At 45.3% G+C, this 11,913-nt stretch carries 11 protein-coding genes; 5 read left to right on the top strand and 6 right to left on the bottom strand.

The features are described from left to right. The first annotated feature begins 93 nt into the window (after positions 1 to 93). Positions 94 to 321, top strand: coding sequence for a phosphonate metabolism protein (locus AB4329_RS09450; protein WP_372126755.1), 228 nt, complete (start codon positions 94 to 96; stop codon positions 319 to 321). 108 nt (positions 322 to 429) lie between these two features. On the opposite strand, the gene AB4329_RS09445 is transcribed toward AB4329_RS09450, so the two are convergent. After that, entirely contained in the window at positions 430 to 1,764 is a 1,335-nt protein-coding gene (locus AB4329_RS09445; protein WP_017069196.1) for an MATE family efflux transporter, read from the bottom strand. Between the two features lie 262 nt (positions 1,765 to 2,026). Further along, positions 2,027 to 3,001, bottom strand: coding sequence for a helix-turn-helix domain-containing protein (locus AB4329_RS09440; protein ID WP_372138129.1), 975 nt, complete (start codon positions 2,999 to 3,001; stop codon positions 2,027 to 2,029). A 92-nt stretch (positions 3,002 to 3,093) separates the two neighbouring features. Between AB4329_RS09440 and AB4329_RS09435 the strand changes: the two genes are divergently transcribed. Together AB4329_RS09435 and AB4329_RS09430 are read left to right on the top strand one after the other, a co-directional pair. Further along, the gene (locus AB4329_RS09435) at positions 3,094 to 4,449 is read left to right on the top strand and encodes a serine hydrolase (protein ID WP_102394183.1); all 1,356 of its coding nucleotides are present in this window, start codon (positions 3,094 to 3,096) and stop codon (positions 4,447 to 4,449) included. Between the two features lie 66 nt (positions 4,450 to 4,515). Further along, the gene (locus AB4329_RS09430) at positions 4,516 to 5,307 is read left to right on the top strand and encodes a hypothetical protein (RefSeq protein ID WP_017064910.1); all 792 of its coding nucleotides are present in this window, start codon (positions 4,516 to 4,518) and stop codon (positions 5,305 to 5,307) included. Between the two features lie 103 nt (positions 5,308 to 5,410). On the opposite strand, the gene ppsA is transcribed toward AB4329_RS09430, so the two are convergent. Beyond that, positions 5,411 to 7,783, bottom strand: coding sequence for a phosphoenolpyruvate synthase (gene ppsA, locus AB4329_RS09425; RefSeq protein ID WP_372138127.1), 2,373 nt, complete (start codon positions 7,781 to 7,783; stop codon positions 5,411 to 5,413). A gap of 178 nt (positions 7,784 to 7,961) precedes the next feature. Here ppsA and AB4329_RS09420 point away from each other — a divergent pair, with 178 nt between their 5' ends. Beyond that, positions 7,962 to 8,795, top strand: a complete 834-nt coding sequence (locus tag AB4329_RS09420; protein WP_017060559.1) for a pyruvate, water dikinase regulatory protein — start codon at positions 7,962 to 7,964, stop codon at positions 8,793 to 8,795. 140 nt (positions 8,796 to 8,935) lie between these two features. On the opposite strand, the gene grxB is transcribed toward AB4329_RS09420, so the two are convergent. From grxB to AB4329_RS09405, 3 genes are all read right to left on the bottom strand, one after another. Continuing rightward, on the bottom strand, positions 8,936 to 9,568 hold the full coding sequence (grxB, locus tag AB4329_RS09415) for a glutaredoxin 2 (protein WP_372138126.1): 633 nt from the start codon (positions 9,566 to 9,568) through the stop codon (positions 8,936 to 8,938). 347 nt (positions 9,569 to 9,915) lie between these two features. Next, positions 9,916 to 10,074, bottom strand: a complete 159-nt coding sequence (locus AB4329_RS09410) for a hypothetical protein (protein WP_004733064.1) — start codon at positions 10,072 to 10,074, stop codon at positions 9,916 to 9,918. Positions 10,075 to 10,238: 164 nt separating this feature from the next. Continuing rightward, positions 10,239 to 11,219, bottom strand: coding sequence for a Gfo/Idh/MocA family protein (locus AB4329_RS09405; protein ID WP_017079567.1), 981 nt, complete (start codon positions 11,217 to 11,219; stop codon positions 10,239 to 10,241). 209 nt (positions 11,220 to 11,428) lie between these two features. Between AB4329_RS09405 and AB4329_RS09400 the strand changes: the two genes are divergently transcribed. Continuing rightward, positions 11,429 to 11,911 carry a GNAT family N-acetyltransferase gene (locus AB4329_RS09400; protein WP_004733067.1) on the top strand — a complete coding sequence of 161 codons (483 nt, stop codon included), beginning with the start codon at positions 11,429 to 11,431 and terminating at the stop codon, positions 11,909 to 11,911. Positions 11,912 to 11,913: the final 2 nt, after the last annotated feature.

The raw sequence follows: 11,913 nt of genomic DNA, 5'->3' as shown, positions 1-11,913 counted from the left end.
TTACTTTAATTGGTATAACTTCCTTTTAAAATGGTCCCGAATGAAACTGAAGTACTGCAGTTTTAGGCTGGTGAAGTACTTTGATACAATGGAATGATTAACTCATTTATGTTGATTGTTTTCGTTGGCAACCGCTGCTTAAGGCGTACCGCCATACTCGATTGCGTTTGGCAACTGCGTCCTCGGTTTGATGCTCCTAGCTATGCCGGGCGATTAGAAAGCTTTGAATGGTGGCATTGGGATGATGAAACACTAGCAGAAATATTGCCACCATTCCAAAAAGATTGCGGTGAGTTTTTGGCTTACTTTGAGCAAGTCTAACCCCAATATATTTTAAGTCTGAAACTAAAAAAGCAGCCTAAGTGGCTGCTTTTTCGTTTAATAACTTTATAGCGGTTTAGCTGGCAAGCCGTTTAGTTCGCTAACTGATTAATTAGAAAGCTTAGCCTCGACTTGCCCAAGTGCGCGTTGGTACATAAACCAAGCACATGTACCGGCAAGCACATTACCCACCATGGCACCCCAGAACAGGCCTTCAATACCAGCAAGCTGCGAACCAATCCACAAGCAAGGCAAGAAGAAGGCGAACAGGCGCAGTGCTGATATCGTTAAGGCAGTATAAGACTTACCAAGCGCATTCGAGATAGAAACCATCAGCATACAGATACCCAACGGCCCTAAACTGATAGGAACGATAAGTAAGTGGTAGTTCAAAATGGTCGAGACTTCGTCTTCGCTGGTCATGAGATTTGCCAACCCGCCAGAGAACATCCAAGTTACCAGTGCGATCACCAATTGGAATCCTAATACAAACATCACGGCAATCTTCACAAGACTACGTATGTTCCCTAGGTTCTTTTCTCCCAACATTCGGCCAATCATAGGTGGCATCGACATAGTCAGAGCAAGCACTGCAACAATCGAAAAGAACTCAAAACGTGAACCTAGCGCCCAAGCTGCAACGGCTGCTGTGCCGTAGCCTGCAAGCAGTTTGGTGGCGAGCATCGAAGAGACTGGTGGCAGTAGCTGACTGATCATCGCAGGCCCCATGATGTTTCCTATAGAACGAATACTCTTGCCGATATCAAGATCGTGCCAGTCGAATGTCATCCAATGCTTCTTAGTTACCTTAGGAGCAACGATAAAGATACCCGCACCGAACGCCAAGATGGTCGCAATCGCGGCTCCGTTGATGCCCATGTCGAGCGTGAATATGAAAATCGGGTCCAATATCAAGTTGATGATGCTGGTCGCGATCATCATCGAACCGGGCAGCATGGTATTACCATTGGCACGACACACACTGTAGAAAAAGTAGAGCAGTGCGCCTGTCCAAGAGCTTACCAGCCAATAGATCCAGTAATAATCAATGATCGGCAGTACCGTCGGTGGTGCATCGAGGAGTTGTAAAATAGGACCACGCAACAGATAGATGATGACCGAGAACAGCGCGACACTCACACTGCCCATCGCAACGACTAATCCGCCGAGCTGTTTGGCATAGCGTATCTCGTTAGCCCCAATAGCTCTCGCGATCACAGCCGTTGTCGCGATGCCTAGTCCGACTTGAATCCCGATAATGATCATCTGAATTGGTAGCGTGAAGCCTTGAACCGCGAGCGGCAGTACGCCTAACTGGCCAATAAAAGCACTGTCTACAAGTTGGAAGCTCATCAGGGAGAGCACCCCAAACAGCATTGGCCATGTCATTGTATAGAGTTGTCGGCCAAGAGAAGGCGAGGGAGTTGCGGTCGTAGAATTCATAACACTCTTATCAGTCTTGAAGGTAGGTTTGTCGTAGTGACAATCCACTCAATGAAGAATTGCGTAAAGGATAACGTAACGTTAGCTCGATACCAATAAATGTCATTAAATCTATCGATATTACCTTTGCACAGTTTCATCGGTATGTGAGCATTGTGCAATGCAACTTTATGCGTTCGCTTATTGAAATTTAAGGTGTCGTATCTTGTTTCTGAGTTTTATATTAGCGGATTGGGTCTAAAGGTTTTCCATTCGACTATTTCTAATGTTTCGCTTTATCCCGATAACTTGGTGGCGTGACTCCAACCCAACCTTTGAATGCACGATTGAAATTACTCAAGTCGCTGTAACCCACTTGCCAACTGATGTCTTGAACAGAAAGGTTGGTCTCTTCAAGTAGCTGTTTTGCTTTAGCTTCCCGAACTTGTTCTTTGGCTTGTTTAAAGAGAATGTTTTTGCTCTTCAGGTTTCTCTGCAGCGTTCGTTTTGTCATGCCGAGCATGGTCGCAAACCACTCAATATTGAACCAAGGTAGAGTCGCATAGGTGTCTATTAATATCTCGACAGCGTGATGCCAATCTTGGGTACTATTTCGTTCTGAAATGGCACGATAATCATCGGGCAGCGGAATCGAGAACGCACCGTATTGCTCTTCAAACTGAATATCAGAATCAAAGAAATGCTTAGGTAATTTACGTGCGCTGTTGTTCTTAGAGACCAACTTGGCGTGTGATGGTTGCCAGCGACTGTCAATGAACTTACGGCATAGGCTAATCACGGTCAGGGCGCGAAACCATTCTGCTTGTTCAAAACCTGAGGTCGATGGGTGATAGCAACTTCGATGACACAGCCACCACAATCCATCGCTTTTTTCCGTCCATATGGTGACGTGATTACTTAAGGTCGATATTTCAGTAATCAAGCAGCGTACCGCTTGCTCGAGAGAAGTGCATTGTTCAATTTTTCGGTCTAGCTCAGATGACAATTGCTCTAGAGAGGCCTTACGTCCAACCTCAATCCCTATCGAATAGCCAAACTTACGCTCAAGGCCATGAATGAAGCGAATCACGTCTTGTGTAGGAAGCCATTGATTGGATTGTGTCAGTTCAATGGGTAGACCGCACGCAACGGCGACGGTGCGCCAATCCAGTCTATGTTTGTCACAATACTGAATATATGGAGCAATGTTACTGGTCGAAGTGAGCAGTATGCTGGTGGTGTTCGATGATGCTTTCATTGTTTTGTGCCTACCATTAAATGTCATCAAGTGACCTAATTAAGTGTAGCGCATCTCCCTATACTTTTCCTAACCCAAACAGGAGAACAATTATGAAACTTAAACACATTGCCGTTCTAGTATCGTTAGCGACCCCATCATCATTTGCTCTTGCAGCAAACCCAGTTGAAGAAGCTCTGAAAGTTGAAGGTGCTCAAGTTACCTTGACCGTGAAAGAGGCGAGCACAGCATTTACCCCAAGTTTTACTGACTCAGCTCGTGAGTTATTCAATAACTTTCATTGGCAGATGGGCGGCGACCACAGCGTTTACTACAACATGCACATGAGTGAGTTTCTACCAACGGCACTGGCGGCTCCAAACGAAGAGTACAAGCCTTTAGTCAAAAATATCGACCCACGACTCGCTGCACTGAAAGTTGATACTGAAAGCAAAGGTCAGTTGACAATGGATGAGTACTTGGCGGATGAACAGTTCCGTACCCAAGGCTTTATGTTGATTCACAAAGGGGAGATCGTTTACGAAGCTTACCCAGGTATGAAGCCGACAGATACGCACGTTTGGGCATCTACAGCAAAAACGACGGTTGGCACAGTGATCGCAATGTTAGTGGAAGAGGGCAAAGTCGACCCTGAAAAAGAGATCGCTGAGTATGTTTCTGAATTGAAAGGAACGAACTGGGATGGCATCACAGTACACCAAGTTCTGAACATGTCGACCGCGCTAGACAATGAAGAGACATTAGAGTCTATCTTGAACCCAGACTCTGATGTGGTGCGTTTCTTTGCGGCATCGTTTAACTCACCAAGAGCAAAAACGGGTGAGATGGAAACTTGGATGGACGTGGCTAAGGGCGCGCAAAAGCTCGCAGGTGAAAAAGCCGGTGACCACTTCCGTTATGCATCTATCAACACCATGGTGCTGACTAAGTTAGTTGAAAACGTTGAAAACAAAACTTGGACTCAAGTATTCGAAGATCGTGTTTGGTCAAAAGTGCACGCACGTCAACCAATGCAATTCAACTTGACGCCAGATGGCATGGCGATCGCGGTTGGCTTGGTTTCATCAACGGTAGAAGACATGGCTCGCTGGGGAACACTATTTACACCTAGCTGGAAAGCGGTGGCTGATGAGCCAGTGGTGTCACAAGCTGTGATTGATCGTATCCGCAACGGCGGTGATCCAAAAGCATTCGTAGGTACTAGCAAAGAGAGCAGTTCACTGCACGCATACAACGAAAAAGCAGACTACAACGCATACCAATTTGATTTCATTTTCAATGACGGTGCAATGTCGAAAAGTGGCAACCTAGGCCAATTTATTTACATCGATCCTGCACGTGACTTTGTGGGTGTGATGTTCTCAACCAACCCATACCACTCAGGTTTTGGTGAGAATAAAGGCCCTGCACTAATGCGTTCGGCAGCAAAACTACTTGCTGACAAGTAATCTATTTATTACCTAACAGGATGTTCCAGGCTTCAAGGAGGAAGCAAACGACTTTCGAGAGATATAATGAAAAAGTTTGCTCTATTAATCCCGTTGAGTTTAGGTCTAGCCCTTCCTGCACATGCCGATTCAGATTCCGAACGTGTTATCGATCCTGCTGATGTCACTAAAGTTTATACTCAAGCTGCATTGATGCTGAATGGTAGTTCAGATATCCAATTTCAAGGGCAAGTTTCTGGCGGTTTAGAAAACGGTCAGCAGTTTGCCCTACTGGCCGAAGGGACGTTTGTCGATGAAAGCAACACAGCGCTTCGCGATCCAGACAAATTCGGTACAGAGTACAGCAACTCTAGAATTCAGTACTTCCACGTCTTTGAAACAGGGACGAAAGCTACGCCTAAAGTGGGTCTTTCATTAGATTATATTAATACGCGCAACAGTATTAAAAATGACTTATTGTCGGTTGGCGGTGTTGTTGCGATTAATCCAGCTTATACCGGTGGATTCCTGGTATTTCCAAGAGCAGGACTGATGACTGGTAGTATGGAGATCCCTGGCGTCACTTCATCTAAAGATGATTTAACGGGATACTCGCTTGGTTTGATTACCGCGAAGCATCTCGGTGACTCTGGCGCTTATGTGTCTTTGGTTCCTGAGTGGCAAGATCTTTCTGGTGATGATATCGACATGCAAAACTTCTCATTTAAAACATCGTTAAATGTGCCGATGAACACTGCAAGAACTTGGTGGTTGAATACGCGCTATGACATTACCAAAGCGGATGTTGATGTGAAAGGTGTGTCAATGCCGAATGGTTGGCAAACCGAAGCTTGGGTTGGTGTGAGATACTACTTCTAGCGCTCTAGCCAGCTAATTTGCAAAGAACCTAAAAAAGCCAGTCAATGTGACTGGCTTTTGTCGTTTAGGTACTGCGTAAAACGTTACTTATTTACTTATTTACTTATTTATTAACAACGTTACCTAGCTTCAACCACGTATCGATAACCGTATCCGGGTTTAGTGAAACAGAGCTGATGCCTTGCTCCATTAACCACTCTGCTAGGTCGTCATGGTCAGATGGGCCTTGGCCACAAATACCCACGTATTTACCCGCTTTGGTTGCTGCATCGATCGCCATTTTCAGCATTGCTTTCACGGCTGGGTTACGCTCATCGAATAGGTGTGCCACGTCACCTGAATCTCGGTCTAGGCCAAGCGTCAGCTGTGTCATGTCGTTTGAACCGATAGAGAAGCCATCGAAGTACTTCAAGAACTCATCAGCCAAAATTGCGTTCGATGGTAGCTCACACATCATGATGACTTTCAGACCTTGGTCGCCACGGCGTAGGTCGAACTTAGCCAGAATGTCGATAACCGATGCTGCTTCGCTTGGCGTGCGAACGAATGGAATCATGATTTCAATGTTCTTAAGACCCATCTCGTTACGAACACGTTTGATCGCTTGAGTTTCTAGCTCGAAACAGTCTTCGAATACTGGTGAGATGTAACGAGATGCACCACGGAAGCCCAGCATTGGGTTCTCTTCATGTGGTTCAAATGTTTTGCCGCCTACAAGGTTGCTGTACTCATTCGACTTAAAGTCAGACATACGTACGATCACACGCTTAGGCCAGAATGCAGAAGCGATGGTCGCGATGCCCTCTGTTAGTTTGCCTACGTAGAAATCGATAGGATCTTTGTAACCACGAATACGCTGTGTGATTTCAGCTTTAAGCTCATCAGACTGTGCGTCAAAGTTGAGCAGTGCTTTCGGGTGAATACCGATCATCTTGTTGATGATGAACTCTAGACGAGCAAGGCCGACGCCTTCGTTTGGAATCTGCGCGAAATCGAAAGCACGATCTGGGTTACCCACGTTCATCATCACTTTAGTCGGTAGCATTGGTAGCTCATCAACCTCAGAACGTTTGATTTCAAAGTCGAGTTCGCCGTTGTAAACGTAGCCTGTTTCGCCTTCTGAACATGACACTGTCACGGTATCGCCATCGTTTAGGCTGCTTGTTGCGCTGCCACAACCAACGATTGCTGGAATGCCTAGCTCACGAGCAATGATCGCAGCGTGACAAGTACGGCCACCACGGTTAGTCACAATCGCAGACGCTTTCTTCATCACAGGTTCCCAGTCCGGGTCTGTCATGTCAGTTACCAGCACGTCGCCTTCTTGAACCAGTGACATTTGGTCTAGAGAATCAACCAAGCGAACAGGGCCAGAGCCGATACGCTGACCGATAGCGCGGCCTTCAACCAAGACATCCGCCTTATTGTTTAGCTCGTAACGCTCGATAACGTTTTGATCGCTTTGAGAACATACGGTTTCTGGGCGAGCCTGAACGATGTAAAGCTTGCCGTCGATGCCATCTTTCGCCCACTCAATGTCCATTGGACGTTGGTAGTGCTTCTCGATGATCATCGCTTGTTTTGCTAGCTCTTTGATCTCTTCATCGTTGAGTGAGAACTCGTTACGCTCTTGAGTGTCGGTGTCGATGATATCGACTTGCTTGCCGATTTCTTGATTGGTCGAGTAGATCATCTTGATCAACTTAGAACCAAACGTCTTTTTAACGATTGGGTAGTGACCCGCTTCTAACATTGGCTTGTGAACGTAGAACTCGTCTGGGTTCACTGCGCCCTGTACAACCATTTCACCCAAGCCCCAAGAAGAGGTGATGAATACCACTTGGTCGAAGCCAGACTCAGTATCAAGCGTGAACATCACACCTGAAGAGGCTTTGTCTGAGCGAACCATGCGCTGGATACCCGCAGACAATGAAATGCCACGGTGGTCAAAGCCTTGGTGTACACGGTAAGAGATAGCGCGGTCGTTAAACAGTGACGCGTAAACGTGCTTGGTTGCTTCGAGTACCGCGTCGATGCCTTTCACGTTAAGGAAGGTTTCTTGCTGGCCTGCGAATGAAGCATCTGGAAGGTCTTCTGCGGTTGCAGATGAACGCACAGCTACAGACAATTCTTCGTTGTCTTCGATTAGCTCGCGGTAGTTATCACGGATGTCTTGCTCTAGTGATTCTGGGAAGGGTGCGTCTAGAACCCATTGTCGAATCGTTGCACCTGTCTTACGCAGTGCGTCAACGTCTTCAACATCAAGTTCATCAAGTAGTTGGTGGATGCGCTCATCAAGACCTTTGTAGTCAAGAAAGTCGTTAAACGCATAAGAGGTGGTAGCAAAACCATTAGGTACAGAAACACCAGCATTGGACAGGTTAGAAACCATCTCGCCCAGTGAGGCGTTCTTACCGCCGACTTTGTCGACATCTTCCATGGATAGGCCATTGAACCATAGGGTATTATTTTGCATTTATTTCTCCAGAAACATAGCAAGCATTGTAGGGATTTAAAGGCAAACGATTACGTGTCAGTTTAAAAAAATGTAAATTATTTTCTAAAGCTGTGGGGGACGTAATAGTCAGCAGGGTTTTATTATCTATATTATGGTTACCATCCTACTCAAAATAATTTTAAACATTAAATAAAAAATGCAAATTGATATTCAAAGTCGTGATGTATTCTATGTTTCTGATGGAACGGCCATAACATGTGAGACTTTAGGGCATGTTGTTCTAGGTCAATTCCCTTTTAAAGCCAATGAAAAAACCTTTCCGTTTGTGGAAAGTGAGGACAAACTTTCTGATTTATTAAAAGAGATTGAAATTTCGTATCGTGATACCGGATTAGAACCGCTAGTGTTCTTTTCGATTGTGATACCTGATATCAAAACCAAATTGCTAGAAGCGCCCGCGCACTGTTATGACGTGTTAGAGAGCATCGTGCAGAAAGTACAGGATGACATTCAGATGGCGCCTGTTCCTAAGTTGCAGCGCTCACGCAGTGTAAACAAGGACTCGGTGAAGTATTTCGACCGTATTGCTGCGATTGAGTACACGCTCGCGCATGATGATGGCATCACGCTAAAAGGGCTGGAAGAAGCCGACATCATCTTGTTGGGTGTTTCTCGAAGTGGCAAAACACCAACAAGTTTGTATATGGCGATGCAGTTTGGCTTACGCGTAGCAAACTACCCATTTATCCACGATGACTTGGCACGCTTAAAGCTGTTGCCAGAGTTTGAGATTTACCGACATAAGCTGTTTGGTTTGACCATTGATGCAGAAAGGCTCACTGAAATTCGTGAGAACCGCTTAGCAGGCAGCGAATACGCCAGTGACTCACAATGTTTGTATGAATTGCAAACGGTAGAGGCGATGTTCCGTCGAGAAGCGATACCTTACATCAACACCTCTTCACTATCGGTTGAAGAAATTTCGACACGAATCTTGGAGCGAACAGGTTTGAGAAGGCGTCTGCTGTAAGACAAAGCCTTAGAGAAATAGAATGGCCAGATAAAAGAAAATCGAAGCTCGCAGTTTACACCTGAGAGCTTCGATTTTTTGTTTGTGCTCGTTGTAGTCGCTTGCGAGTCAGAGCTTGCTTTCTTAATCGAGATAGCTTTCTAGCGAAGTAAAGACAGCTTTAGCGTTTCACTTTTCTTTTCTAACCAGCGTTCAAGTGCTGGTGGCCATGTGATGCTTGGTTCTACGCAAAAGCCACGAAGCATCGAGAAATACACCGCTTGATCGACTAGAGGCAGTGATGACTCACCATTCTCTAGATCCAGTAAGAGTTCGGCATCTTTCAGTAATGGGTTAATCAGTTGAACGAACTGAGGCGTCTTTTCTAACAGTTCTTCAAAGTTAAAACCTTCGGTCTCTTTACTGGCACGCCAAGCTTCTTTGGCTCCAGCAGAGCGATATTCAGCCAAGTCGAGGTTCCACCAACGTGGGCGTCCAATCTGTTGAGTAAGAGGGAATGCGCGAGTTTGGAACACAGTCACTTGCTCAGATGGCACACGCTGCTCATCGCTTGATTTCAAGTCCATGAAGTACGCGATGATATCTAGGCTCTCTGCCATGATAGAGCCATTGTCTTTTTGTAAGACGGGTACCATCTTTTTACCGATCAGATCGATAAGGGTTTGGGCATCATCATAATCGACAGAAACAAGCTCAATGTTCAAGCCTAGCGATTGAGCAATGTAGGAGACTCTTGCACAGAAAGGGCAGTGGTCGTAAATGTAAAGCTTCATAGCTTCCCTCATTCGGGTCATTCTTAGTATAAGATGATGCTAATGTACCAGAAACTTTCGCAGACAATAAGCCTTTGTTAACAAGAACTATTCACTGCGATTAAGTGCACGGGAATATCAAGAGAACGATGAGAATAAGCACCTAGTGTAGAAACTCGTTGCCTAATTCTATTGTCAGTTGAGTGCGGTTTTATTGTAACGAGTAAGCTAATGAGAAAGCTGGTGGGTAAATGACGGGCATAAAAAAGGCTCTGGCTGCTTACTCTAATGCAGAAGAGTGAAGTCAGCCAAAGCCTCAATTTTGTTACCTTTAGTAGAGTGACTACTAAAAGGGCAGAGTGGTTAAACTATGCTTTTTTAAGATCTTGCGCTGGGTAAGTAAGCGTCATTGCGCCTTCTACCGTTGTAACGTGAACGTAGCCACCACCAGCACTTAGGCCAGTCACTACCATTTCACCAAGCTCAACACCTTTTGTTGCTACAACGCGATCGTCAACTGAAAACACTTTACACACCTTCAATAAATTAAATAAATACGATAGATATCGAACGCGGATTTAAACAGATGGCACCCAAATCAACTAATCCGGTTATTTGTCGTAAAGATTAAATTTAGTTATGCATAAAACAGTATTTCTTAAAAATCAGTTTGTTAACTCATTTAGCAATGTTATTTGTCTGCCGGATAAACGACACCAACTTGTTGGCGCATCTCTGTAATTAACTTAGCAACCGTTAAAGCGCGCTGTTGGGCTTGCGCTTGTGTTGTGTTGTCTCCAGCAATGCAACTAGCAAAGGCTTGCGCCTCGTAACACATTGAATTTTCGCTTTGCGCTTGGGTTAGGCTCTCAACACTACCATCGCGGTAGCGGATCTTAATGTCGGTGCATTCGGCGATGTGATCGATAATGATCGCTCCTAGTTCACCTTGGATCTCACTTGGCGTATAAGAGTCACTGACTTTGGAGTGCGCAAGGGTCACATCAAACTCAGGGTATTGGAAGATCGCACAGCCATGAGCATCGACACCTGAATCAAGCAGCTTTGCAGAAGCCTGTGCATTTTCAGGTTTACCAAATAACGCGACTGTCGCGGCAACACAGTAGAAGCCAATATCGACCAATGAGCCGTTAGAAAAAGCTGGGTTGAAGGTGTTTGGGTTCTCGCCATTTAAGTATTTTTGGTAGCGCGATGAATACTGGCAGTAGTTGACGTGTGCCTTATGTACCTTGCCAATCTTTTCTAAACCAAGTTGAATTTGCTTAAAGTTCGGCAGAAACTGAGACTTGTACGCCTCAAACATCACCACACCGTTCTTCTGAGCGACCTCAAACATTCGGGTTGCTTCATCAATATTCGATGCGACAGGCTTTTCACAGATGACATGTTTGCCGTGCTCCATCATGAAGATGGACTGTTCGCAATGGAGTGAATTCGGTGAAGCGATGTATACGGCTTCAACCGTTTTGTCATTGGCCAATGCGTCGAGTGAGTTATACGTCGTTTCAACGTCAAACTCTTGGGCGAACTGTGCCGCACTGTCTAGATTTCGAGAGTAAACCGCTGCAAGTTGCATCGATTGAGATTCGTGAGCAGCTTGAACAAACTTTTGTGTAATCCAATTCGTTCCAATTACAGCAAACTTAATCATATAGGTGTCCAATAGTTAGTGTATTGATTCTGCAGAGATAGTAGCACTCAACGGCTGGCAATGTGCCTGAGATTTACGGAACAATTTTCCTAAACATAGTGCCTAATATTAATAATCAGCCTTCACAGAACGTCTGGGTTGACCAGTACAACGGTGCACAACCAAGCCATTTTTGCTAAGGTATTAGTGAATTCAAATAAGGTAATGATATGCAAATCCGGACTGCCAAGGTCACTGATATAAGCTCGATCTTAGAGCTCTCAGAGCAGATAAATCGTCAACATCATCTTGGTGCCCCAATGGTATTTGCGCCACCTTCGTTGGGTTTTACCGACAGTGAAGAGTACTGGTTAGGGTTGATGATCGATCCTGTAGGGGCTTTCTTCGTTGCCGTTGATGAGCAACAAGTGGTTGGCTTCTTAGCCGGGAAGGTGACACAGAACAAGGGGGTGAGCTTTATTCAGCCGCATAAGGTGGCAAGAGTGAATACGATTGTGGTTAACGATCAAGTTCAAAGCCAAGGTGTCGGTCGAGCTTTAATGAAGTCATTCAATCAGTGGGCTCAAGCGAGCGGTGCTATCGAGCTTAGGTTAGAAGTGATGGAGTTCAACCAGCAAGCTCAGGGTTTTTATGAGTCGTTAGGGATGGAAACTCAATCTCGAACCATGTCCATGCGTTTTGAGGAGATTTAAGG

It is taken from the genome of Vibrio sp. 10N.261.54.A5 (assembly GCF_041471145.1).
In the GTDB taxonomy this organism is placed as follows: domain Bacteria; phylum Pseudomonadota; class Gammaproteobacteria; order Enterobacterales; family Vibrionaceae; genus Vibrio; species Vibrio crassostreae_C.
Note: the sequence above shows the minus strand (reverse complement) of the source record. Positions and strands in the feature narration are given on the sequence as shown.